Source organism: Humibacillus sp. DSM 29435 (assembly GCF_001758225.1).
Taxonomy (GTDB): Bacteria; Actinomycetota; Actinomycetes; order Actinomycetales; family Dermatophilaceae; genus DSM-29435.
On the sequence record NZ_MAST01000054.1, the window covers coordinates 124,029 to 148,435 of the forward strand.

The 24,407-nt window shown below is 70.0% G+C and carries 22 protein-coding genes; 10 read left to right on the plus strand and 12 right to left on the minus strand.

What is annotated here, in order from left to right; genetic code table 11:
• Positions 1 to 2: 2 nt before the first annotated feature.
• Positions 3 to 230: an antitoxin gene (locus BA895_RS22695; RefSeq protein ID WP_070194157.1), complete on the minus strand. Its 228-nt coding sequence runs from the start codon at positions 228 to 230 to the stop codon at positions 3 to 5.
• Positions 231 to 379: 149 nt separating this feature from the next.
• On the opposite strand from BA895_RS22695, the gene BA895_RS22700 reads away from it, so the two are divergent.
• Positions 380 to 2,008, plus strand: coding sequence for an amidohydrolase (locus tag BA895_RS22700; protein ID WP_070194158.1), 1,629 nt, complete (start codon positions 380 to 382; stop codon positions 2,006 to 2,008).
• Between the two features lie 62 nt (positions 2,009 to 2,070).
• Here BA895_RS22700 and BA895_RS22705 read toward each other — a convergent pair whose 3' ends face one another.
• From BA895_RS22705 to BA895_RS22725, 5 genes are all read right to left on the minus strand, one after another.
• Complete coding sequence (locus BA895_RS22705; protein WP_070194159.1) at positions 2,071 to 2,907, minus strand: mechanosensitive ion channel family protein; 837 nt, start codon at positions 2,905 to 2,907, stop codon at positions 2,071 to 2,073.
• 61 nt (positions 2,908 to 2,968) lie between these two features.
• The gene (locus BA895_RS22710) at positions 2,969 to 4,621 is read right to left on the minus strand and encodes an ABC transporter permease (RefSeq protein ID WP_070194160.1); all 1,653 of its coding nucleotides are present in this window, start codon (positions 4,619 to 4,621) and stop codon (positions 2,969 to 2,971) included.
• A complete protein-coding gene (locus BA895_RS22715) occupies positions 4,618 to 5,577 on the minus strand; it encodes an ABC transporter ATP-binding protein (protein WP_070194161.1) in 960 nt (319 codons plus the stop codon). Before BA895_RS22715 ends, BA895_RS22710 begins: the two co-directional genes overlap by 4 nt.
• Complete coding sequence (locus tag BA895_RS22720) at positions 5,574 to 6,272, minus strand: TetR/AcrR family transcriptional regulator (protein WP_070194162.1); 699 nt, start codon at positions 6,270 to 6,272, stop codon at positions 5,574 to 5,576. The genes BA895_RS22715 and BA895_RS22720 overlap by 4 nt, the downstream gene beginning before the upstream one ends.
• Before the next feature lie 108 nt (positions 6,273 to 6,380).
• Positions 6,381 to 7,409: a LacI family DNA-binding transcriptional regulator gene (locus BA895_RS22725; RefSeq protein WP_070194163.1), complete on the minus strand. Its 1,029-nt coding sequence runs from the start codon at positions 7,407 to 7,409 to the stop codon at positions 6,381 to 6,383.
• A gap of 180 nt (positions 7,410 to 7,589) precedes the next feature.
• Between BA895_RS22725 and BA895_RS22730 the strand changes: the two genes are divergently transcribed.
• Positions 7,590 to 9,050, plus strand: coding sequence for a sulfatase-like hydrolase/transferase (locus BA895_RS22730; RefSeq protein ID WP_070194164.1), 1,461 nt, complete (start codon positions 7,590 to 7,592; stop codon positions 9,048 to 9,050).
• A gap of 44 nt (positions 9,051 to 9,094) precedes the next feature.
• On the opposite strand, the gene BA895_RS22735 is transcribed toward BA895_RS22730, so the two are convergent.
• Complete coding sequence (locus BA895_RS22735; protein WP_175442425.1) at positions 9,095 to 9,850, minus strand: molybdopterin-dependent oxidoreductase; 756 nt, start codon at positions 9,848 to 9,850, stop codon at positions 9,095 to 9,097.
• Positions 9,851 to 9,910: 60 nt separating this feature from the next.
• Between BA895_RS22735 and BA895_RS22740 the strand changes: the two genes are divergently transcribed.
• The gene (locus tag BA895_RS22740; RefSeq protein ID WP_070194166.1) at positions 9,911 to 10,510 is read left to right on the plus strand and encodes a TetR/AcrR family transcriptional regulator; all 600 of its coding nucleotides are present in this window, start codon (positions 9,911 to 9,913) and stop codon (positions 10,508 to 10,510) included.
• A 236-nt stretch (positions 10,511 to 10,746) separates the two neighbouring features.
• Positions 10,747 to 11,316 (plus strand): GNAT family N-acetyltransferase, encoded by a 570-nt coding sequence (locus BA895_RS22745; protein ID WP_070194167.1) that lies wholly within the window; start codon positions 10,747 to 10,749, stop codon positions 11,314 to 11,316.
• 78 nt (positions 11,317 to 11,394) lie between these two features.
• On the opposite strand, the gene BA895_RS22750 is transcribed toward BA895_RS22745, so the two are convergent.
• Together BA895_RS22750 and BA895_RS22755 are read right to left on the minus strand one after the other, a co-directional pair.
• On the minus strand, positions 11,395 to 12,201 hold the full coding sequence (locus BA895_RS22750) for a sugar phosphate isomerase/epimerase (RefSeq protein WP_070194168.1): 807 nt from the start codon (positions 12,199 to 12,201) through the stop codon (positions 11,395 to 11,397).
• A 144-nt stretch (positions 12,202 to 12,345) separates the two neighbouring features.
• Complete coding sequence (locus BA895_RS22755) at positions 12,346 to 13,002, minus strand: GAP family protein (protein WP_070194169.1); 657 nt, start codon at positions 13,000 to 13,002, stop codon at positions 12,346 to 12,348.
• Between the two features lie 64 nt (positions 13,003 to 13,066).
• Here BA895_RS22755 and BA895_RS22760 point away from each other — a divergent pair, with 64 nt between their 5' ends.
• A complete protein-coding gene (locus BA895_RS22760; RefSeq protein ID WP_139142847.1) occupies positions 13,067 to 13,813 on the plus strand; it encodes a hypothetical protein in 747 nt (248 codons plus the stop codon).
• A 71-nt stretch (positions 13,814 to 13,884) separates the two neighbouring features.
• Here the strand turns inward: BA895_RS22760 and BA895_RS22765 are convergent, their stop codons facing one another.
• The 3 genes from BA895_RS22765 to BA895_RS22775 form a co-directional block, all read right to left on the minus strand.
• Positions 13,885 to 15,825 carry a DUF2264 domain-containing protein gene (locus BA895_RS22765; protein WP_070194171.1) on the minus strand — a complete coding sequence of 647 codons (1,941 nt, stop codon included), beginning with the start codon at positions 15,823 to 15,825 and terminating at the stop codon, positions 13,885 to 13,887.
• A 62-nt stretch (positions 15,826 to 15,887) separates the two neighbouring features.
• Positions 15,888 to 16,895, minus strand: coding sequence for a Gfo/Idh/MocA family protein (locus tag BA895_RS22770; protein ID WP_070194211.1), 1,008 nt, complete (start codon positions 16,893 to 16,895; stop codon positions 15,888 to 15,890).
• A gap of 20 nt (positions 16,896 to 16,915) precedes the next feature.
• On the minus strand, positions 16,916 to 18,055 hold the full coding sequence (locus BA895_RS22775; protein WP_070194172.1) for a substrate-binding domain-containing protein: 1,140 nt from the start codon (positions 18,053 to 18,055) through the stop codon (positions 16,916 to 16,918).
• Positions 18,056 to 18,356: 301 nt separating this feature from the next.
• Between BA895_RS22775 and BA895_RS22780 the strand changes: the two genes are divergently transcribed.
• The 5 genes from BA895_RS22780 to BA895_RS22800 are packed head-to-tail and all read left to right on the plus strand — an operon-like array spanning position 18,357 to position 24,360.
• Complete coding sequence (locus BA895_RS22780; RefSeq protein ID WP_070194173.1) at positions 18,357 to 19,670, plus strand: ABC transporter substrate-binding protein; 1,314 nt, start codon at positions 18,357 to 18,359, stop codon at positions 19,668 to 19,670.
• Positions 19,667 to 20,641: a carbohydrate ABC transporter permease gene (locus tag BA895_RS22785; protein ID WP_083283698.1), complete on the plus strand. Its 975-nt coding sequence runs from the start codon at positions 19,667 to 19,669 to the stop codon at positions 20,639 to 20,641. Before BA895_RS22780 ends, BA895_RS22785 begins: the two co-directional genes overlap by 4 nt.
• A 10-nt stretch (positions 20,642 to 20,651) precedes the next feature.
• Complete coding sequence (locus tag BA895_RS22790) at positions 20,652 to 21,539, plus strand: carbohydrate ABC transporter permease (RefSeq protein WP_070194174.1); 888 nt, start codon at positions 20,652 to 20,654, stop codon at positions 21,537 to 21,539.
• Positions 21,536 to 22,936 (plus strand): sulfatase, encoded by a 1,401-nt coding sequence (locus tag BA895_RS22795; protein ID WP_070194175.1) that lies wholly within the window; start codon positions 21,536 to 21,538, stop codon positions 22,934 to 22,936. The genes BA895_RS22790 and BA895_RS22795 overlap by 4 nt, the downstream gene beginning before the upstream one ends.
• Positions 22,933 to 24,360, plus strand: a complete 1,428-nt coding sequence (locus BA895_RS22800; RefSeq protein ID WP_070194176.1) for a sulfatase — start codon at positions 22,933 to 22,935, stop codon at positions 24,358 to 24,360. The genes BA895_RS22795 and BA895_RS22800 overlap by 4 nt, the downstream gene beginning before the upstream one ends.
• Positions 24,361 to 24,407 lie beyond the last annotated feature (47 nt).

The following is a 24,407-nucleotide window of genomic DNA, read 5'->3' on the forward strand; positions in this document are numbered from 1 at the left end:
CTTCACAAGTGCGCTGACCGAGCTGTCAGGCCGAGGCGCTCGGGCTCGAACTCGATGTCGGCACCTTCGTCAGTGCCCAGGAGGTCAACGATGGTGAGGCGCTCACCTTCCAGCGCCCGAGAGAGCATGTCGCGCGCCTCTGCCTCGACCGACCGGTTACGTTGCTTAGCCCGCGCGCGAAGCGCGGCCTTGGTCCCCGCGGGAAGGTTGCGAATGAGGATCTGTTCCATGACGACCTCCTCTGATATCGACTCGATGATATCACTGCCCTGAATTGCTGTGGCGCCACGACAGCTTCAGCGCCGGCGTCACAGTGCACCTCGCCTGAGCGGTATCCGCCCTCGCGCGCTCGTCGACGAATCCTGCAGAGTGGTGTCCCATGGGTCACATCGAAGCGCAACGCGATCAACCGGTGACACTGTTCACCGGTCGCCGCATCCTGGCCCTCGACGGCACCGAGCCGGAGTGCCTCGCTGTGCAGAACGGGCTCATCGTCGCCACCGGCGCCCGAACCGAGCTGCGCGACCGGTTCCCGGGTAGCGCCGCGGTCGACCTCGGTGGCGTCGTGATCCCTGGCCTCAACGACGCGCACTGCCACCCCTCGCAGGCCGCGCTGGCCCGGGTACGGGTCGACCTCAGCCGCGCCACGCAGGTGGACGAGGTGGTGCTCGCCCTGCGCGCTCGGGCTGCTGAGACACCCGCCGGCACGTGGATGGTCGGTCAGGGGCTCGACGAGCATCTCGTCACCGATGGCGCGGTCGACCGTGCCGTGTTGGACACGGTCAGCTCGACCCACCCGGTCGTCGTCATCCAGTACACGTTCCACCGCGCGGTGACGAACACGCGCGGGCTGGCCCTGCTCGGCTACGAGCGCCCGTCGGACGCACCGCCCGGCGGGCAGCTGCTCGCCGACCCCGACGGCAGGCTGAACGGATGGCTGCTCGAACGCGCCTGGCTCGACCCCTGGCTTCCGGGCCGTGAGACCGCCACCATCGCGCCGGCCGGAGGTATCGATGACCAGGTGCAGGCCTTGGCCTCGGTCAACGCCGAGCTGCACGCCGTGGGCATCACCTCGTACTGCGACGCCATCGTGACGCCGCTCGAACAGGCCCTCTACGCGGAGGCGCTGGCCAGGGGCGCACTGACCCCACGCGTCGGGATGCTGCTGTGGCACACGTATTTCGACGCGGCCACCTGGAACGCCGACGACCGCCACGACCTGCGCATGGTGGGCGTGAAGATGATGCTCGACGGGGCCCTCTCCGGCGGCACATGCCTCTGCCAACAGCCGTACGCCAGCGCCACGGGCACCGACAACGGCCTCCAGATTCTGGGCGACGCTGACTTTCACGAGCGGTTCCGCCTGCTGCACGAGGCGGGCGTCCGGGTGGCCGTGCACGCGAACGGGGACCTGGCCGTGAGCAAGGTGCTCGACGTGGTGGAAGAGGTTCGTCGCACCGGCAACAGCGCTGACCACCCTGCTGATCCGGGCCCGCAGCATCGGGTGGAGCACTGCAGCATTGTCAGCCCCGAGGTGATCGAGCGGCTGCGCGCCAACCACCTGGTGGCGGTGCCGTTCGGTGCGTTCCCGATGCTGTTCGGCGACGCCCTGCGCCGCTTCTACGGAGATGATCGGATGGAGCGGGTCTGCGCCCACCGCGCCTTGCTCGACGCCGGCATCGAAGTGGCGGGCTCGTCGGACTACCCGATCATCTCGGCGAACCCGATGCTGGCGGTGCAGAGCATGGTCACGCGCCGCACCATCGACGGCCGCTCCGTAGGACTGGGGCAACGGGTGAGCGTGCTCGAGGCCCTCGGCGTCTACACCCGCGGATCGGCCCACGCCACCGGGGAAGCCGATGTGAAAGGCCAGCTGACGCAAGGCCAGTACGCCGACTTCGCCGTGCTGCAACAGGACCCGACTCAGGTAGACCCTCACGAGCTGGCCCAGGTGCAGGTCGACTCGACGTGGGTGGGTGGCGAGTGCGTCTGGCACCGGCCCGCCTGACGGCCCGGCTCACCGGCATCCAGACCCGTTCGAGGTAGGACGCGACCGCATACGGTCGCTGATCACCTCGAACCGGGGTCGCTGAGCCTCCCTGAGACTTCGATGGCACGCTGCTCGAGGGGCAGTTCGATGCCAGCCCCCTCGCACGCTGCGACCACCGCGACGATGGCCGCGTGACGCGCCCGCCACACGTCACCGCTGCGCGGCTCGTGCCAGTAGCGCACCCGCACGGTGACCCACGACGGTGCGAGCACCTCGACCCAGGCCTCCGGCGCCGGTTGGGCGTGAACCTCGGGCACGGCACCCAACGCCTCGATCACGACCGTGCACGCCTGTTGCAAATCGGTGCCGTAGGCGACGCCCAGCTCGAAGTCGGTGCGCCTGGCGCCGTTCACCGTGAGGTTGGTCAGGGGGTTCTTCAGCACGCCGCCGTTGGGCAGCAGCACCCGCAGCCCGTCGTGGGTGTCGATGGCCGTGTGTCGCAGGTTCAGCTCGACGACGGTGCCCTCGAAGTCGCCGCTGACGATCTGGTCGCCGGGGCTGAACGGGTTGCGAAAGCCCATCAGCACCCCCGAGATGTAGTTCTCGGCGATGTCACGCAGGGCGAACGCCACGGCGATCCCGAGGATGCCGGCCCCGCCCAGCACCGGCCCCAGGTCGAGGCCGATGATGCGCAACGCGATGTAGAGGCCGGTTGCAGCGATGACCGAGAACACCACCCGGGCCATGATCTGCACCGACGAGGTGACCGTGTGGTGGCGGTGGTCGACGCGGCGTACGAACCAGCGCGCCAACGCTGCAAGCAGGAGAGCGATGACGAAGGTGACGGCGGCCCAGAACCAGTTGCCGAAACCGATCCCGTCGACCGCCAGAACGAGAGCCACAGCGGCTGGCATCATCGGCACCTCTTTCGTTGGCCACCGATGCTAGTCGGTGCGTTCCGCAGGGCCGGGAGCCGCACTACCCCTGCGGGATTCCGCGCCGGTGGAAGGCGACGAAGCCGACCACGACGAGCACGACCGTGACCGCGGTCATCACGGCGAGAGCCATGACCGGGATGGCGCCCACGGGCGGGTTGCCCACGTGCGTGGTCGGCGCCAGGTCGAGCACCCACGGGCGGAGGTTCAGCCCCGGGCCGAGAAAGGCGATGAACGCGACGACCGCGTAGCCGGCCCAGGCGAGCCCGAACCAGCGAGGCCGCAGCCCGTAGAGGGCCAACGCCAGCCCGGCCAGTAGGGCCTCGGCGGGCAGGTAGGCCAGCCCGGCATCCATCGAGCGACCGATCTCGGCGCCGTCGCCCAACGAAAGGGCCGCGGTGAGGCCCAGCACCAGTGACGAGCTGACCACGATCAGCAGCAGCCCCCCGATTACCACCACGGTGTGCGCGCCCAACCAGTGCCTCCGCGACAGGGTGCCGCCGAGCCGCGTCTCGAGCCGGCCCTGCGCCTCCTCCGCCCGCAGCGTGCCGACGGCCTGCACGGCATACCCGGTCGCGATGATGGCCAGGAACAGCTGCGAGGTCGCGACGAAGCCGTCCAACGGCCGGGTCGCGCCGACGCCCAGAGCCGTCGCGAGGGCGGGGTTGCCGGCCATCGCGTCGACGAGCTGGCGGGCGAGCGCGCCCATCATGGCCATGAACAACGCGCCCCCGGCGAGCCAGCCCAGCGTGCCCGGCCGGTGGATCCGCATCGCCAGCCCGACCGGATGCCGCAGCCACCCCGAGGCTCGCGCCGGCCCAGCCCCGCCCATCACCAGAGCGCTGCCCAGGTCTCGGCGGGAGGCCAGCCGCAACGCGACGCCAGCGAGCAGGGCACCGACCACGAGGGGTATGCCGAGGGCCCACCAGCGCTGGTCACCGAAAGGGGCCGTCTTCTCGGCCCAACCCAGTGGAGAGAGCCAGGTGACCCAGGAGGAGGTCACGTCACCGACCCCGCGCAGCACGTACGAGGCAGCCAGCACGACCAGCGCGCCGGTGTAGACGCCGCGGGCATGCCTGGTCAGCTGCGCCATCAGGGCCGCTAGCGCGGCGAAGACGAAGGCCAGGGCGCCGAGCGAGAGGGCGTAGAGCACGGCGCCGGCGACCGGCACCCCGTAGACGGCTAGCCCGAGCGCGAAGAGCACTGCGGTGACGAGGATGGTCGCGCTCGCCCAGATCAGGGCCGCCAGCGCCGGTTCGTGCCGGGCGATGCGCCCCCCGAGCAGCAGCTCGAGACGACCCGACTCCTCCTCGCGGCGGGTGGCACGGGCGACCAGGCTGATGCCGAGCAACGGCATGAGAAACGCTGCCATAAAACCGAACTCGTCTTGGATCACACCGCCGAGGGAGTCGATGCCCTCGACCTTGCCGTTGATCGCGGCCAGCGCGTTGCCCGCCGTGACCGCCGCGGCGTAGCTGTGGATCTTGGCTGGCGTGTCGTAGAGCCCGGCGATGCCGGCGGCCGTGCCGACCATGCTCGCGGCCAGCACCACGACCCACACGAGGGCGCTGCGCCGCTGTACCCGCCCGATGATGCGCAGCATGGTGGCCAGGCCGCCCGGCTGGCCGCTCGCACCGTGGGGCCGGGCGCTCGGGTGGGTCGCCTGCTGCGGGCGGGTGCCGGCATCCGTGCTCATCGCGAGGCCGCCAGTCGCTCGCCACGAGCCTCTGCAACGGTGTCGTCGTCGCTCTCGTCCCCGAAGTTCTGCAGAAACAGGGCGTCGAGGCTCGGCGGCGTGACCGTGAGTGTGTGGATGCCGCTCTCGTGCAGGGTGCCGATGACGGCATCCAGGTCGTCAGCGTCGATGGTGAACCGGGAGTCGAACAGCTCGCCGCGCCGCTCGCTCTGGTGGTCGGCGAGACCGGCGCTGTCGGCGAGCCCGACGGGATCGCCGACGGTGACGGCGTGCACCGTCGTGCGCGTGTGCCGCCGTAGGTCGGCGAGGGTTCCGGTGATGACCGTGCGGCCCCGCCGGATGATGCTCACCCGGTCGGCCAGTGCCTCCACCTCGCCCATGATGTGGCTCGAGAGCAGCACGGTGACGCCGTCGTCCCGCCGCTCGCGCACGCACTGCTGGAAGGCCGCCTCCATGAGCGGGTCGAGGCCCGAGGTGGGTTCGTCAAGCACCAGCAGCTCGGCATCGGCGGCGAGGGCGGCGATCAGCGCCACCTTCTGGCGGTTGCCCTTGGAGTAGTCGCGCACCCGCTTGGTCGGGTCGAGGTCAAACCGGTCGATCAGGTCGGCGCGCCGCTGCTCGTCGACCCGCGCGTGGGTGGCGCCCAGCACGTCGAGACACTGACCGCCGGTCAGCCCCGGCCAGAGGGCGACGTCACCGGCGACGTAGGCCAGCCGTGCGTGCAGGTGCGGGGCGTCGTGCCACGGGTCGCCCCCGAACAGCTCCACCCGGCCGGAGGTGGCCCTCATCAGGCCGAGCAGCACCCGGATCGTCGTCGACTTGCCGGCCCCGTTGGGCCCGAGAAACCCGTGCACCTCACCGGGCTGAACGAGCAGGTCGAGCCCGTCGAGGGCCCGCACGCTGCCGAAGACCTTGGTGAGCGCCTCGATGCGGATGACGGGAACGGTGGCGGTCATGACGGTGCCTCCTCGGGCGGTTCGTTCGGTATGTTCGATGTGTTCGGGGCCGAACCGGGCGGCTCCGCCGGAGGGGCCGCGAAGGCGCCCTCCAGATAGATCGCGGAGGCCTGCCTGGCCCACCGGTCGAGGCCGGCGGGTGTCAACGGGTCGTCGCCGATGGCCGTGGCGATCTGGTTGCGCAACAGAATCACCGCGAGGTCGTTGACCAGCAGGAACGCCGCGCGCACGTCGGGGTCATCGCTCGGCCGGGCGGCGCCGAGGGTGACCATGGCGTCGAGCAACCGGCGGGTGGCGCCGAACCAACGGCCGAAGATGGCGGCCCCGGCGGGGTCGTTGGTCAGCAGCAGCCGGCGCAGGTAGGCCGGCAGCGGAGAGCCGGGCGGCAGCATCCGCGAGAACGCCTCGGCCACCGACGTCGTGGCCTCGCCGCCGGTCAGCATCTCGGCGACGTCGTGGTCATCGAGCTCGGCGAAGACCCGGTCGAACGCGTCGATCGCGTGCGTGTCGACCGCGCCGCGCAAACCGTCTTTGCTGCCGAAGTGGTGCACCACGAGCGCGGGGGAGACGCCGGCCGCGGTGGCGATCTCGCGCACGGTCACCGCGTCGTGGCCCCGCTCGGCGAAGAGGCGCAGGGCGGCGTTGCGGATGCCGGCCCGCGCGGTGAGGTCCCCATCGTCGACTACCGAACTCATGTTCAATATACTAAACGCTTGTTCAGCAACCTTCAAGAGGCATTCGCGGTCGCCTCAGCACCGGGGTCGTGGCTGCCAGCTCAAGCGGCAAGGCGGTGCTGCGCCTGGTCAGCGCTGGGAGTGGCGAGGCGGGGTCGAGTCGCGCACCACGACGCTGCCCTTGACCCGACGACGCCTGGGGGAGCCGGCGGGTGCCTCGGCGACCAGGCTCATGGCCTGCTCGCCGAGCTCGGTGAGCGGCAGACGCACCGTCGTCAGTGACGGGCTGATGTCGCGCAGGGTGGCGATGTCGTCGAAGCCGGCCAGGGCAAGGTCGTCGGGCAGGCGGATACCGCGGTCTCGGCAGGCCGCAATCGCCCCCATCGCCATCACGTCGTTCACGGCGAAGACGCAGTCGAGTTCACCTGCGCTGTCGAGCAGTTCGGTCATGGCCCGGTAGCCGCCGTCACGGGTGAAGTCGCCGTGCACCGCCGTGGGTGCGGGGTGCCCCGCGGCGACGACACCCTGGGTGAAGCCACGATGCCGGTCTTGCGCGGTGATCAGGTCGGCCGGCCCGGCCAGCACGCCGAACCGGGAGTAGCCGAGGGCGGTGAGCTCGCGGGCGAGAGCAGTGGCACCGGCCCGGTTCTCGATGACGAGCGTGTCGACCGGCAGGCGGGCCTGGCTGATGGCCACGACCCGGCCACCGGCCTGTTCGAACGCCGCGATCTCGGCGTCGAGGGCACGGTCGCGTTCGGTGCGTCGGCTGCCGACGATGATGGCGGCCCGGCCCCGCTGCGCTCGCAGTGCCCGGAGGTAGCGCACCTCCTGCTCAGGCCGGCCCAGGGTGGCGCTCAGCATCACGAGCAGTCCGGCGTCGTCGGCCGCGCGCGAGACCCCCGACGCGATCGCCGAGAAGTAGGGGTCGGCGATGTCGTGCACGATGAGCCCGACGACGGTGGTCGCCCCCTTGGCCATGGCCTGGGCCTGCGCGTTCGCGGAGTAGTCGAGCAGCTTTGCCGCCGCGGCCACGCGCTCGGCGAGGTCGGGCCGCACCGTGCGCTCACTACCGTTGAGCGCTCGCGAGGCTGTGGCGACGGAGACGCCAGCCTCACGGGCCACGTCGCTCAACGTCACTGCTGCACCGGCCTGCGCCACGGTGTCTCCTCACTGTTCGGGAATGCGCCTTCCGGGAAGTCTAGGGGGTGCAGCTCGTATGGGCCTGTTCGCTCGCAGGGCCCTTCACCACGGCAACCGGGTCCGCTACCCTAACTGGGTAAGCGCTTTCCCTCAGTGTCGTCCGTCGGAAGTACGGTCGCCGTCAGCAAGGAGCTTCCCGTGGCCAGCGACGACCCCACCCGCCCCAACATCCTCTTCGTGCTCACCGACGACCAGGGCCCCTGGGCCATGGGGTGCGCGGGAAACGACGAGATCCAGACCCCGGTGCTCGACCGTCTGGCCGCCGAGGGCACCCGGCTGGAGAACTTCTTTTGCGTCTCACCCGTGTGCTCACCCGCCCGGGCCAGTCTGCTGACCGGGCAGGTCCCCTCGGCGCACGGGGTGCACGACTATCTGACGGGCACCCACGTCGGCGCCGCCGCGACCGACTACCTCGCGGGTCAGACGCTCGTCACCGACGTGCTCGCCGACCACGGCTACCGGCTGGGCCTCTCAGGCAAGTGGCACCTCGGCGCCAACGACCGCCCCCGCAAGGGGTTCGTGCACTGGTACGCCCACGAGGCGGGGGGCAGCGCCTACCACGACGCGCCGATGTACCGCGACGGCATCCGGGAGTCGACGCCCGGCTACCTGACCGACGCTCTTGCCGAAGACGCGGCCGGCTTTGTGCGCGAGGCGGCGCAGCCCGACCAGCCCGAGCCGTTCTTTCTCAGCCTGAACTTCACCGCGCCGCACAGCCCGTGGGCCGGTCAGCACCCGCCGGAGGTCGAGGCCCTCTACGACGACTGCGCGTTCGCGTCGTGTCCCCAGGGCGAGCGGCATCCGTGGGCCACGATGGCGAACGGCTCACCCCTCGGCGGCGAGCCCGACACGCGAGCCGCACTGGTCGGCTACTTCGCGGCAGTGACGGCCATGGACTCAGCCCTCGGTCGGGTCGTGGCCGAGCTCGAACGGCTGGGCCTGCGCGAGAGCACGGTCATCGTCTTCAGCAGCGACAACGGCTTCAACGCCGGGCACCACGGCATCTGGGGCAAGGGCAACGGCACGTGGCCCCTCAACCTCTACGACAGCTCGGTCAAGGTGCCGGCCATCGTCAGCCAGCCGGGTCGGGTGGCGGCCGGGGTCGTGCGCACCGAGCTGCTCTCGGCCTACGACCTGGCGGCCACGCTGCTCGAGCTGGCGGGCCTCGACCCGTCGCCGATGCAGACCGGGCCCGGCCGCTCGTTCGCGCCGTTGCTGCTCACCCCGACGGATGCCGATGCCGACGCGGCAGCGCCCGCGCTAGAAGATGACGAGCGGGTGGTCGTGTTCGACGAGTACGGGCCTGCCCGCATGATCCGCAGCCGCGACTGGAAGCTCGTGCACCGTTGGCCCGACGGCCCGCACGAGCTCTACCACCTGGCGGCCGATCCGGGGGAGCGGGTCAACCTCGTCGATGACCCAGCCGCGCAAGAGGTGCGTCTAAGGCTCGCCGACGACCTGACGAGCTGGTTCGCGCGGCACGTCGTTCCCGAGCGAGACGGCCAGCAGCTGCCGGTCATCGGTACCGGCCAGGCCGCTCGAGCCGGGGAGCCCGACGCCTTCCAGGGCCCGCTATGGGATGCCGTCTCAGGCGGTTAGGCGTCGCGATGAGGTGCGTTCCTGGTGAGGTCGGAGGCAGTGACCTATCGGAAGCGAGGGTCGCTCACGCCGTAGCTGCGCAGGGTTGGGCGTAGGGCCAGGCTGTAGACGAGCCGCACCAGCCGGTTCAGCCCGAGCCCGTGGCGTTCCTCGTGAGCAACTCGCCCGAGACGGTGCATGATCCACGGCTCGAGCGGGCTGCGCACGTGGTGGTCGACCAGATCGATCCGGCACACGTGCTTGATGTTCTTGTACCCGTAGAGGTGCGGCACGACGAGGCGGTACGGCGCCCCGTGGGCGCGGCCGAGTGGCTCGCCATCACGGGTGTGCGCGAGCATGACGTCGTCACGCAGCAGCAGGGCCAGCGGGATGCTGGCCATCGCGCCGTCGAGCCCGGTGAAGACGACGCCGGCGGTGGTCGTGTCGGCGTGGGGCGCCAGAAGCTGAGACCAGAGGTCGGTAAAACTCCACCCGCTCCACCGGGTGTTCTGAACGCTCCACGTCATCACGCAGTGCAGGTCGAGCGCCTTCGTGGTCGCTGGGAGGGCGTCAAGGTCTTGTCGAGTCAGCGCCGTCGCCCGATCGGCCTGACCTGTGACCATGATCACCGGCTCCACCGTCAGGTCGAACGGCGTGTGCAGGTACTGCGGCAGGCCGAAGCGCGGGGCCGGGCCGATCAGCACTCGTTGGCCCGGGGCGTCACTGCCCAGGCCGCCAGACTGCTGTGGCTGCGGCCGGCCGCGGAGTCTAGAGCCGGAGACACGAGATCGGCGCGTTGCCTCGGGCTGCGTCGTCAGCATGACCGAACCGTAGCGCATAATAGAACCAATATTCTAGATCGGGATCACTAGAATGAGAGGGTGCCTCGCCCCGCCCGCTTCACCCATGACGACATCCTCGACGCCGCCCTCGCGGGGGTCGTCAGGCACGGGCCACGGGTCAACGTCGCCGACATCGCTGACGAGCTACAGGGGCCGGTCGGGTCGATCTACCACCGCTTCCCCTCCCGCGACGCCCTGATGGTGCGCCTCTGGCTGCGCAGTGTGGAGCGCTTTCAGGCGGGCCTCGCCCCGCTGGCCGCCCTTCCCGACGCGCACGAGGCGCTGCTCGCCATGGCGCGACACATCCCGCAGTTCTGCCGTACCCATCCCGACGAGGCAACTTGTCTCACGTTGTTCCGCCAAGACCGGCTGCTGGGCGAAGGCCCCGACGAGCTTCGCGACGTCGTCGCCACGATGAACGACACGGTGACCGCACTCCTGGCCGGCGTGACGAGGCGGCGATACGGCCGAGTCACCAAACGCCACCACCACTGCGTTCGGATGGCGACGGTCGTGGCTCCCTACGGACTCGTCAGGCCCTACCTCGGCGGGCCGATCCCGCTTCTCGTCGATGACGCCACGGCTGCGGCCGCCGACGCCATCCTGAACCTCGGCGACCATCCACCTCGGTCAGGGTAGCCGGGCCGCCCCCAACACCGGCGGGCTCTACGACACTGACCCGCCAGGTGAATCAGTGACGTAGCCAACGCACCCTCAGGGGCCACGTCAACCGCCGGCACGCGCTGCCCGCTCGCGTCTCACCCCGAAGGGCTTCTGCCTTCTCCAGTCGGCCTCGCGGATGCCGGCCCGCACTGGCCGAGGCGCAGTGGTGGGTCAGCCGTCGGCCGGGGCGCAGACACTGGTTGGATCGGGGGATGACTGAGCTTGCCCTGCCGGCATCCGACCTGTTCGAGACGTGGGCCGACTGCGTTCGCGAGTTCGGAGACGGGCGTCGCGACGGGTCAGGCGACTGGCAGATCCAGCACTTCGGCCCAGACCGCGCCACCTTCGAGGCCCTCCTCGAGCTGTACCGTACCGAGTCGAACCCTGCGGCGGTGTTGCCCGAGGGTCACGTGCACTGCGACTTCTACTGGATCGTCGAAAGCGCAGACAGCGCATCCAGTGCAGACAGCGCAGGCGGCGAAGAGGGTCGAAACGGCCCCGACATGGTGGGCTTCATGGCGGTGCGGCACTCGATCGAGACTGAGTTTCTGCGCACGCTGGCCGGTCACATCGGGTACTCGATCCGGCCCTCTCGCCGTCGGCGCGGTCACGCCGCCCGTGCTCTCGGCCTGGCGCTCGACCGAGCCCGCGAGATCGGCCTCGACCGCGTGCTCATCACCTGTGACCACGACAACGTGGGCTCGGCCCGCGTCATCGAGGGTCAGGGTGGCGTGCTCGACGGCGTGGCACACGACAACCGCCGCTACTGGGTCACGCTCTGACCTGCCCCGGTTCGAGGTAAACCGCCGCGCCTGAGCACGGGCGGACACCTCGAACCCGGGAGGCGTGGGGGGGTCTTGCTACGCCGGTGGGGCGAGGGCGTTGGTGACCCAGCGGCAGCCGGCCCCGCCCAGCACGCCCAGCGACGGCGCCTCGGGGTGCCAGGCCCGTTCGTACTCCCACGAGACCCATTCGGTCAGGGCTCGGTCGCGCACGAGCGCCAGGCACTCGTGCAGCGGCAGCACGCCCTCGCCGAGGGGGAGGGGCGCCAGGTCGTCGGCCGAGACGACGTCCTTGACCTGGAGATAGGCGAGCCGGCCCTCGAGCAACCGAGCGGTGTCTTCGGGGCTTTCGCCTCCGAGCCACGTGTGCAGCGCATCCCAGATGACCGCGACCGACTCGCACCCCTCGGCACCCAACAACCGCAGCACGTCGACGGCGGTGGGGTGGCTGTCGTGGGTCTCCAGAGCCACCTGCACACCGAGGCCCTCGCTTGATGCGACGATCGCGGCCAGCCGTCTGGCGGCGCGCTCCTCGACGGCAGTGGAGACCGGCACCCCTCTGGTGCCGCCGGGGAAGACGCGCACCCAGGGAGCAGCGAGGTCATGCGCCAGACGCACCTCGGCCCGCCCGGCCTCGACCACCGCGTCATCGTCGAGGTTGACGTCGCACAGCTTCACGTAGGAGGCGATCGAGAGGGCCTGCACCCCGGCGTCGTCGAGTGCCCGACGCCAACGGCGGCGGGCAGCCTCCGGGGCCGCGGTGCTGACGGTCGCGTCTGGCCCAGAACGCAGCTCGAGCCCTGAGTACCCCTGACCACCAGACAGGGTGGCCGCTTCAGCGAGCGAGAGCTCTGGGCAGCCCAGGGTGGACAGGGCGAGCAGCATCGATGCACTTCCGTTCCGAGTCGTTGGTGACCCCCATGGTAAGCGCTTGCCGCACACGCGCCATCCTCACCACGATTCCTACCGCCCAGAACCGAACGGGTGCCAGAAATGGTGAGCGGGCCCGAACCCGACGACGAAGGCCGGTCAGCCCAGCAGCCGAGCCGCGCCGCGAATGACGAAGAAGAACCCGGCTGCGACGCAGGCCACGACCAGCACCATCCGCCCCCAGCGGATGATGAGGTGGCGCACGGCCGCCAGGGACCGCTCGCCGACGTCGGGTGCGGCCATCGTGAGCGCCACGGGGGCCCAGGCCGGAACCGAGGCGATGCTGACCAGCACCCCGACGAGCAGGGCTCGACCGGCCAGACCGACGTTCGCGCTCGAGATCACCTTGGCGGCCGGCACCATCAGCGCGAGGGTCGTGACGTTCGTCGCCATCGAGAACACGCCGAACGGCAGGGCGGCTCGGGCGACCCTGGGATGGGTCCGTCTGGTGGTCGATGGCACGTGCCGGTGTCGCCCGAGGGCGACGATGAGGGCTGCGAGCCCGAGCAGTACCGCCCCGACGGCCAGGTCGAGCGACTCGCTGAGGCGCGGCTGGCTCGGGAGCTTGACGGCACGCCCGAGGACGACCATCGCCACGACGAGCACCAGCAGAGTGACGACCGCGCCCACCGCGTAGAGCGACCCGGTTCGACGGCCGTCGCGACGGGCGAGGAGCAGAGTCTGCTCAGTCAGCATGACCGGGCTGATGGCACCGGCCACCGCCAGTGGCACGATGATGGCCAACTCTCCCAGCACGGCAGCAACGTAGCAGTCTGCGTCAGACGCTACGGCGCCGCTGCGAACTGGGCAGGATGAGCACATGGAAACGCCACGATGGCTGGAGCGGTATCGCGACGGGGAACGCGAGCAGGTGTGGCACGAGCTGCGGCAGTACGGGCAGGGGGTGCGTGAACCAGGCGTCGATGCCGAGGCTCAGTCTGTCTGCGACGAGATGGCGCGCCGTGCGCGGCACAACATCGACGTGCTCGTCACGCGGCTGCGCGACCAGGGGTATCGCTTTCACACCAACGACGACGCGCAGGAACCGGTGGAGCCCCTGTTTCCCCCCGGAACCGAGGCGATCGCGCTGGTGGAGTGGCTGGAAACGACCGTGGGGGAGATTCCGATGGTCGTGTCGTCATGGTTGCGTCTGGTCGGTGACGTGTGGCTGGTCGGAACCCACCCGCTCTGGCCCCAGTCGGCCGCGGCCGACCCGCTGGTGGTCGAGCTGGAGGGTGCTCGCTACCCGGAAGCCTCGGTTCGCACCTACTACGAAGGGGAGCTCGACGCGTGGAAGGACTGGATCGCCGATGACCCCGACGCGGGCGGGTTCGTGCTTCCGGTGGCTCCCGACCGCCTCCACAAGGCCAACGTCAGCGGCGGTGGCCCGTACGGGTTCCGCCTCCCCGACGCCACTGCTGAAGGGCTCTTCATCGGTGAGGTCGCCATGCCCTTCGTCGCCTACCTGAACTGGGTCTTTCGCCACGGCGGGTTCCCGGGGCCGGCGTCAGGCGAACACCAGTGGCAGGTCCGCCAGAGCCTGGCCCAGGGCCTGCTGATGCTCTGAACCGGCCTCGCGGCGGCGACGCCGAGACCGGGGCACGACCGGGGCACGACCGGTGCCCGGCCCGACTCGCCTCATTCGCGCAGAGGTTGGCGCCCGACCCGGAAGATCCCCTGGTTCCCCGCGTCGGCGGGCCACAGATCTCGGCTCAACCAGCCGCAGTGGTGGCTTCGACCCTCGACGGTGACCACCGCACCGTCCGGGGTCCACTGCACGGTGACCCGCTCTGCCAGGGTCGGGTCGAAGTCGCACCCGAGATGGACGAGCCAGGCGAGGTGTGCGGCGCCCTCGGTGCCGGCCTCCGCCTCCAGCCAGGGCAGCCCCACGTGTTCGCCGAGCGCATGAGAGTGCGGCTGCGCCTCGACGCCCACCTCGAACCCCGCGTTGACACCCACCTCGAACCCCGCGTTGACACCCACCTCGAACCCCGCTTCTGTGGCCACGGCGGGTGCGGCATCCGCTGTCGTGATCGCGGCGAGCCCCGACACGAGACCGTCGGGTCGGGTGGCGCTCGCCCAGCCGGGGCCGCTGTCGGTGGTGAGGGGCGCATCCGCCGAGAGGGCCCACCCCGTGCACCGCACCGTCTGGTCGAGCACCCCTCGTAAACGGGCTACTCGCACCTCGGCGGCGCCCACGACGACGGTGGCGAGGTCGACCATCACGTCACGCCCCTGGGCGTCGAGTCGCCATCGGCTGACCGCGCTCTCGCGGTGCACGGCGCCGGCGAGCAACCCCCGGTGTCGGGCCGTAGACCCGCGCCTCCCGACGGTGACGGTGTTGTCGTCGAGCCCGTCGAGGCTCACCGCAACGGTGGCGCTGCTGTAGGCGAGGCGGCGGTAGAGCGGGTCGGGTCGCTGCGGGTGGCCGTCGGACCCGTGGTTGAGCAGGCGTGCGATGCCGTCGTCGCGGCGCCCGACCGCGAGCCAGCGTGGCCCGCCCATCGGTCGCAGCACGTCGTGCTGCTCGACGGGCATTGGCTCCTCGACGTCGACCCAGGCCGGATGCCGCTCACTGACTAGCAGCCCGAGGAACCCCTTGCTCGCCCACAGCGGGGAGCCGGCGGCGTTGTAGCTCTGCAGCAGGTCGGGAGCCGGTCGCTTCCAGCCCAGACCGAGCACCCCGTCGTCGAGCTCACCGGCGTCGACGAAGCCTCGGAGCATCCCGCTCGCGAGGCGGCGGGTGCGACCGGGGGCCAGCGGCGAGACGCCCTGCAGCTCACCCATCCAGAAGGGGGCGGCCATGCCCCACCGGTAGATCAGCGAGCGGCCTTGGAGCACAGCATTACCCGCGGCGTCGAAGAGATGCTGGTAGTCGTCGAGGAAGGTGCGCAACCGGGTGCGGTACACCTCGAACGAGGGGTTCGTGCCGACGGCGCCGCCGCCCGGCAGGCCACCGAGCAGCTGCTCGATGAAGAAGGGGTAGAGGTGAAAGGTCCAGCCGTTGTAGTGGTCGAACCGTCGACCGGTTCCGTCGCTGTACCAGCCGTCGCCGGCGTACCACTCGTCGATACGGTTCAGGGCGCCGTCGATGGCGACGCTGTCGTGGTCGGCGCCGACTGACGCGAGAAAGGCCTGCACGGTGGCGCCGAAGAGCACGTGGTTGTTGTCGGCGCACCACGACCCGCGAGCCCCTGACAGCCAGGCGACCAGCTGCGCCCGGGTGCGGTCGGGGAGGTGGTTCCACAGCCATGGCCGTGACCAGTGCAGCCCGAGCGCGACAGCGGTCGCCTCGACGAGCACCTGGTCGTGGTGGCCGATGCGGGGCCAGGCCTCAGGGTGCCCGGGTCGGGTTCCGGCATCCAGCGCCTGCGCGTATCGCTCGGCCAGGCCGGAGGGGCGATCGCCCTGGCTTCCGGCGAGCCGCAGGGCCCCGAGCAGAAAGGCGCGCGCGAAGCCCTCGAGCTCGTCGGTCGAATCGGCGGGGCTGTGGCCGGGGAAGCGAACCCGCGCCCCGGCCGGTGAGGCGTGCGCAGCCGCGCCGGCGATGAGGTGGTCGGCGCAGGCCTCCCAGTGCAACCGGGTCTAGCCGGATCGAGGCGACCGGAGGCGGTCGGGTTCGGGCAGGGCCAGCACGTCGTTCAGACAGCGGCTGCGGCAGTCGACCGGGTCGATGCGACCGCCACAGGCCGCCCGTCGTCTGCGGCGGAGTCGTAGGTGGCGAGCACGAGTTCGACGACGTGACGACTGTGCGCCAGGGTGACCGCGAAGGCGCCGCCCCGAACGGCCGATGCGAAGTCGGCCAGCTGCAGCCGGAACGCTTCCGGGATGTCGTCGCTCGACGGCTCGTGCAGCATCTCCGTCACGCCGTCGCGACGCAGCAGCGCACCCACGCGGGGGTTGGACACGAGGATGCCCTCGTCACCCACGACGGTCACCTCGTCGGTGGGTCGCGGGGTGTCGGACACGACCGTCACCGTGGCCTGCACCCCGTCTGTCAGGCGGAGTGTGACGGAGGCGTCGGTTTCGACCGGAACGCCGAAGCGGTTGAGGGTCGTGGCCGAGACAGTCGTCGCGGGGGAGCCGCCGAGCCAGACCACGCGGTCGAGACAGTGCGCGCCGATGTTCATCATGGCGCCGCCGCCGGCCAGGTCGCGGCGCAGGAACCAGGGCGACCGGCTGCCCGGGCGGTAGTCGGTGGTGCGGTAGTCGTGCACCAGGCGCACGGCGCCGATGGCCCCTCGCGAGATCGCCTGCGCCAGAGCGGTCTTCTCGGGGAGGTAGTGCTGGATGTGACCGACCCGCATCACCACGCCCGCCCGCTCCGCGGCATCCGTCATGGCGTCGCAGTCGGCGAGGGTGATCGCCATCGGCTTCTCGACGAGCACATGTTGACCGGCCTCGGCGGCGGCCACGGCCATCTCGCGGTGCAGGGAGTGCGGCGTGTTGACGATGACCGCGTCGGTGCTGCCGCTGGCGAGCAGGTCTCGGTAGTCGGTGAAGACTGCTGCCCCGATCGGCTTCGCCACGGCCGTGGCCGCCTCGAGCTGCAGGTCGCAGACCGCTGTCAGCTGCACGTCGGGCAACAGACCGGCGGCTCGTGCGTGCAGGGGGGCTACGGCGCCCGCTCCGATGATTCCGATGCGCATGAGGTTCTCTTTCCTTGGGGTCAGCGTCGGGGGGCAGCGGTGCGGGCGCCACACGAGGCCCTCACCACGATGCGAGGTCGCAGCTTGACCTGGTGGATGGGGCAGGCGTCACCCTCGGTGAGGCGTCGCAGCAGCACCTCTGCGGCCATGCGCCCGACCCGGAACTTGGGGGGCGCGACCGCGGTCAGGGGCACCTCGGCCAGGTCGGCCGTCTCGTCGTCGTAGGAGATGAGGGCGAGGTCGTTCGGCACCCGCAGGCCCTGCTGCCCTACGGCGCGGGCAATGAGCGTCGCCTCCCGGTCGCCGAACACCAGGGCGGCGCTCACTTTCGCGGTGACCAGGCGTTCGACCATGTCGATGGCCAGATCGTCGTTCCATTCCGCCTTGGGCGCGGTGAGATGCTCCTGGCGCTCGAGGCCCAGGTCAGACACAGCCGCCTCGAACCCCGTCGTCACCGACCCCACGGTCGGGTTGGCGCTGCGGGCCACGAGCGCGATTCGGGTGTGTCCGAGTCGGTGCAGGTGCCGCACGGCGTCGTAGGCGCCACCGGCGTGGTCGGAGCACACGAACTCGGAGCGGTCGGCGGCGCCACCGCCGATGACGTGACGCTCGACCAGAACGGTCGGCACGGGCAACGACATGAGCTCGTCGACCCGGGCCTGGGGGTCGGCCAGCCCGACGAGGGTGGGCACGATGAGCAGGCCGTCGACCTCGCTGTCGAGCAGGAACTGCAGGTCGCGGTGTTCCTCGTCCTCGTCGTAGTGGTAGGTCGAGAGCTGCATGCCGGCACCGGCCGACGAGAGGGCCTCCTCGATGCCGGCCAGCACGCGAGGGTAGTACTGCTGGGCGCTCGGCACGAGAACCCCGACCCGTCGACGCAGGCTCTGGGTGCGCGACTCCAGTGACTGCACGAAGCTGCCCGCCCCCTGGCGCCGGTCGACCAGACCCTGCTGCACCAGCTCGTCGAAGGCCCGGCGCACGGTGGTCAGCGACAGACCGGTGTCTTTGGCGAGCTGGCTCTCGGTGGGCAGCTTGCTGCCGGGCGCCCAGTCACCGGCGAGGATGCCGCGTCGCAGATCGCCGGCGAGCGACTGGAACTTCAGGTCGCGGGCGGCCGCATCACGTGCACTGACGTGATGACCGGAAGCGCTGCGTGCCATGTTTCCTCCTCGAGCCGCCGGCCCGCGAACGGTGACGGAGGGCAGATGGGTGGCCGACGCGGCCACTGGTCAGCCATTGTGGCAAGAATAAAGAGAGGAATAAAGAACTATTGGCTCCAACATTTCCTTCCACGCTGAAAACCGGGCTCGAGATCGGCGGAATCGGGGCCAGCTACGCGGTGCGCGACAGAGGCGGGAACAAAATGGGTCTGTATTACGTCTTGAATGCTCTCTCTCTGGTCCTCCACAGTGTTCACATCCCGCGGCACTGCCGCCCAGCACGCACCCCGAGGTGGAACCCATGTCTTCACGTTCAGCACGGTCACGCACCACGATCGCCGCGGTTGCCGCTCTGGCGCTCTCGATGGGCGTCGCTGCCTGCTCGAGCTCGGCCGACGGTGGGCAGGGCGACGGAAAGTCGCTCACCTACTGGTCGATGTGGAAGGTCGGTGAGCCGCAGCAGAAGGTGATCGCCGCCGCCATCACCGACTTCGAGAAGCAGACCGGCATCAAGGTCAACGCCCAGTGGCAGGGACGCTCCAACCTGCAGAAGCTGGTGCCGGCCCTCAACACCAACGCGGTGCCCGACCTCGTCGACGGGCCGTACATCAAGGCCTACCCGGCGCTCGTGGCCACGAACCAGGCTCTCGGGCTCAAGGCGGCCTACGCGACTGACGTCGACGGCAAGCCGGCCTCCTCCTTCGTGCCCGAGAAGTACCTCAAGACGATCAACATCAAGCTGCCCGACGGACAGCCCTGGATGCTGCCGTACCAGATCCAGTCGGACGCCATCTGGTTCAACGGCGCCGAGCACCCGGAGCTCAAGGCCAACCCGCCGAAGACGTGGGACGAGTTCGTCACCGACCTCGACAAGGTCAAGGCCAAGGGTGCCGAGGCCCCGATCGCTGCCGACGGCGACGTCGCCGGCTACAACGCGGCGTGGATCTCGACCCTGGTGGTGCGAAACGGTGGCCCCGGCAGCCTGATGAAGATCGCCGAGGACAAGACCGGTCAGGCCTGGAAGGCGCCGGAGGCGCTCGACGCGGCCAAGAAGGTGGAGCAGCTGGTCAAGGGCGGCTACTTCATCAACGGCTACTCCGCGAGCAAGTTCCCGCTGCAGCAGCAGCAGTGGGCCGTCAACAAGGCCGCGTTCATGTTCAACGGCTCCTGGCTGCCAACCGAGTCGAGCACCTACTCAGCCAAGGGCTTTGACTACCAGTCGTTCCCGTTCCCCACCACGGGCACCCACGACAGCATGCGCGTCGACTTCTCCGGGTTCATGGTGCCCAAGAAGGCCTCGAACGCGGAGGCTGCGCAGAAGTTCGCCGCCTTCTTCCTCGGCAAGAAGTACCAGGACATGTACGGCACGGAGGCGAAGGGCATCCCCGTTCGTGACGACGCGGCGGCGTCGCCTCAGCTGGCCGGCGTGCAGGCGGCCATCAAGTCGGCCACCTCCTACCACCAGCAGAACGACGGAGTGGCCTTCCCCGGCTACAACGAGAAGGTGTTCTGGCCCGCCAGCGACAAGCTCTTCCTCGGCAAGATGAGCGCACAGCAGTTCGTCGACGCCATGGCCACCGACCAGGCCGCCTACTGGAAGGCGCAGGGCAAGTGAGCGTCGAGGCGCGGGAACGGCCGTCCGACGCCGTCAACGCCCCGCGCTCGAAGCCCCGCAAGCGGGGTCGAGAGACCAATGGCACCCTGTCGCAGCAGCGCCGCAAGCTGCTGATCCCGTTCGTCGGGCCGGCGCTCACCTTCTACGTCGTGCTCTTCATCATCCCCACCGGCGCTGCCGTCTGGATCAGCCTGCACAACTGGGCCGGGTCGGGCCCGATGACGTGGACCGGGCTCAGCAACTACACCGCGCTCTTCCAGGACGAGCTGTTCAAGAAGTCGCTCTGGAACACCCTGCTGCTGCTCGTGGTGGTGGGAGTGGTGATGTTCGTGCTGAGCTTCGCGATGACGCTGGTGCTGCGCGACATGGCCGGTCGCAAGATCGCCCGCTCGATCATCTTCTTCCCGCACCTGATCAACGCGCTGGTCTACGGGGTGCTCGCCGGGTTCCTGTTCAACCCGGGCGGTCTGGTCAACACGCTGCTGAAGCCGTTCGGGGTGACCGAACCGCCGCAGTGGCTGGCGCAGGACAACCTCTTCCCGCTGATCATGCTCACCCTCACGTTCATGACGACCGGCTACTACACGACCATCCTGATGGCCGGCGTCGACCGTATCCCGCCCTACTACTACGAGGACTGTGCGATGGCCGGGGCCAACGCGTGGCAGCGGCTGCGCTACGTCATCCTGCCCCTGACCTGGGACGTGTTCGGCGTCTGCGCGGTGCTCTGGACCATCAGCTCGGTCAAGATCTTCGAGATCGTCTGGATCTTCGGCGGCAGCAGCGGCTCCGGCATTCCGCCCACCCAGACCTGGACGGCGGCGGTCTACACCTACGCCACCGCCTTCTCCGGTGAGTCCCTGCCCGCCTACGGCGCAGCCACCGCGAGCGCCATCATCTCGCTGGCCCTCGTCACCGTGCTGGTCGTGCTCATCCGACGCGTCATGCGACGCGACGTCATCGAGTTCTAGGAGTCTGCCGATGTCTCTCTCTCTTCGCGCTCCGTCCCTGCGCCGGCGACCGAGTCGCCCCTCGCTCAGTGGCGGCGGCCCGCTCCGCGCCGTCGGCATCGTGCTGCTCTGGCTCTTTGTCGCCCTCAACGTCGCGGGTCTGGTCTGGGTGGTCTTCCAGTCCTTCCGTGACACCCGGTCGATCCTCAGCTCGCCGTTCGGCCTCCCCGACTCGTGGTCGTTCGAGAACTTCTCCACGGCCTGGAAGGTGAGCGACTTCGCGACCGCGACCTTCAACAGTGTCTCGGTGGCGGTGATCTCGTCGGTGGTGACCGTGGCGTTGGCCGCCCCGGCCGCGTACTACCTCAGCCGGCACGAGTCGCGCCTCAACCGCAACCTCACCCTGTTCTTCATCCTCGGGCTGGGGGTGCCGGTGCAGGTCATCCTCATCCCGCTGTTCGTGATGCTCAACCAGGTGAGCCTCACCAACAGCCTGATCGGGCTCAACCTCGTCTACATCGGCATCTCGATGCCCTTCACGGTGTTCCTGCTGACCGGGTTCTTCCGATCGCTGCCGGCCGAGCTCGAAGAGGCGGCCGCTCTCGACGGAGCCTCCCCCATCGGCACCTTCCTGCGGGTCATGCTGCCCGTGGCGAAGGGCGGCATCCTCACCGCCTTTGTGCTACAGTTGATCTCGCACTGGAACGAGACGCTGCTCGCCCTCACGCTGCTTCAGTCGACCGACAAGTACACCCTGCCGGTCGCGCTCATCTCGTTCGTGCAGCAGCAGACCTACAGCGGCGCCGACTGGGGCGGCCTGTTCGCCGGCCTCTGCATCGTCATCCTGCCCCTGCTCGCCGTCTACCTGTGGCTCGGCCGCAAGCTGTCGGAGGGGCTGACCCTGGGCATGGGCAAATGAACCGGCCCAACCTGCTGGTCGTGCTCGCTGACCAGTTCAGGGCGTCGGCCATCGGCGCCCTCGGGCAGGACCCCACCCGCACCCCGGCCCTCGACCGGCTCGCCCTCGAGGGTCGGGTGCTGACCCACGCGGTCAGCACCTACCCGGTGTGCAGCCCGGCTCGCGCGATGCTGATGACCGGGCAGTACCCCTGGGCCAACGGTGTGCCGTTCAACGTCAACTCCGAGACCGCACCCTGGGGGGTCGGGCTGCGGCCCGACGCTCGCTGCTGGAGTGACGTGCTCGCCGACGACGGCTACCGGCTCGGCTACGTCGGCAAGTGGCACCTGACCCCGCCCACCCCCGCCGACGAGCAGTTCGGCGAGGGCCGGCGAGACGACGGAAAGGTCTGGGACGCCTGGACGCCACCGGCACAGCGCCACGGCTTCTCGTTCTGGTACTCGCACGGCTGCTGCGACCGGCACCTCGAACCGCACTACTGGCGCACCGAGACGCCCCACGACTCGCCCATCCAGATCGAACAGTGGTCGGCCGAGCACGAGACCGACGTCGCGATCGACTTTCTCCGGGTGGCCGCGTGGTCGCTCGACGAAGCCCCCCAACCGTTCGCGCTCATGGTCTCGCTCAACCCCCCGCACCAGCCCTTCGACGAGGTGCCGGATCGGTATCTTCCTCCGTACGCCGACCTGTCGCCCGCCGAGCTGCTGACGCGCCCCAACGTCGACCTCGACAGCGAGACCGGTCGGCAGGCAGGCGAGATCGCCCGCCATTACTACGCCGCCGTCACCGGCGTCGACGAGCAGGTCGGCCGGATGCTGCACGAGCTCGACCTGCTCGGGCTCGCCGACGACACGGTCGTGGTCTTCACCTCTGACCACGGCATGCAGCTCGGGAGTCACGACCTGCTCTACAAGAACGTCCCCTTCGAGGAGTCGGCCCGTGTTCCCTTCGTGGTGCGCTGGCCGGGTCACATCACGCCGGGTCACGACGGGATGCTGCTCGGCTCGGTCGACGTGGCCCCGACGTTGCTGGGCCTGCTCGGTCTGAGCGAGCAGATCCCCGATGAGGTTCAGGGCATCGACTGCTCGGGTGCCCTGCTGGGTGTCGACGATGCGCGACGCCCCGACTTCGCCCTCTACCTCGGGCCCGCCCGGGGGAACGGCGACCCCGACGTGCGCGGCCTGCGCACCGGCACCCACAAGCTCGTCGTCGAGCACCGACTCGAGTCGGGGCTGAGGGTGCGCCTGGTCGACCTCGTCGACGACCCGTACGAGCTCGTCGACGTGAGCGCCCGGCATCCCGATCTCACCGCGCAGCTGCTCGACGAGCTGGCCACCGCGCTCAAGAAGGTCGGCGACCCCTTTCCCGGTCTGCCACAGATGCGCGGCGCGGCGTGACGGCCCGCGCCTCAGGACCAGCGCGGCAACCCAACCTGCTGCTGCTCATGGCCGACCAGCACGCGGCGCACCTGCTCTCGTGTGCCGGCGCCACCCACGTCGCCACCCCGGCGCTCGACGCGCTCGCCGCCGGTGGCACCCGGTTCACTCGCGCCTACACGACCTTCCCGCTCTGCGTGCCCGCCCGGGCCAGCATGGTCACGGGGCGGCATCCGCACGAGCTCGGCCTGAGCGGTAACACCGTGACGGATGCCGGTGACGGCCCCCTCGAGCCGGCCCGCGACCCGGGCTCGCTGGGCCACCGGTTGCGCGAGCTGGGCTACGACACGGCCTACGCCGGCAAGTGGCACGCGCTACAGGCCTCGGCCGTGCCGGAGGACGGCTTCGAGGTCGTGGCGCCCTTCGGTGACCATGGGCTTGCCGAAGCCGCCTCGACCTGGCTGCAGTCGCGGTCGAGCGCAGAACGACCGTTCGCCCTGGTCGTGTCGTTCGACGACCCCCACACGATCTGTGAGTACGCCCGCCACCAGCCGATGCCCTACGGCGACGTTCCGCCGCCGCCCCCGACTCGCGACCTACCGCCGCTCCCCGCGAACCACGGTGTCGCGGCCTACGAGCCCGAGGCGCTGCGCCACGAACAGCGCGAGGCGGCAGCGATGTACGGCACCGCGGCGTACGGCCCCGACGACTGGCGCCGGTACCGCCACGCCTACGCGCGCCTGGTCGAACGGGCCGACGCCGGAGTCGGCATCGTGCTGGCCGCCCTTGAGGATGCCGGTCTCGCCGACGAGACGGTGGTCGTCTACACCAGCGACCACGGTGACGGCGACGCGTCACACGGGTGGAACCAGAAGACGGCGCTGTTCGAGGAGACCTGCCGTGTGCCCCTCATCGTGCGTGACCCCCGGCGACCGGAACAGGCGGCCACGAGCCCGGCGCTCGTCAGCGTCGGGCTCGATCTGCTGCCGACCGCGCTCTCCGTCGCCACGAGCCAGACCCGTCAGGCCGTGGGTCGAGGTATTCCGCCGGGCCAGGGCGCGGAGGAGCGCCTCGAACCCCCGGCTGCTGGGCTCGACCTCCTGAGGTTGCTCGACGGCGGTCACGGTCACGACGAGGTCGTGGTGGAGACCGCCTTCGGTGCCACCCCCGGCCGGGCTGGGCGGGCCCTGGTCACCGAGCGGTACAAGTACGTCGTCTTCGGTTGGGGCGCCCACCGTGAGCAGCTCTTCGACCTCGAGACCGACCCGGGCGAGATGCGAAACCTCGCCGCGGAGTCGGCGTTCGACCCCGTGCTGGCGCAGCTGCGCGGGCGTCTGCTGAACTGGTGTCGTCGAACCGGCGACACGCGGTTTCTCAAGCGGCTCGTGCTACCGGTCGACACCCCGCCCGAGGTGCACCGGGAGATCTTCGCCGTGCCGTACTGACCAGCCCCACCGCCACCTGCCCCACTGCCACCTGCCCCACCTGCCCA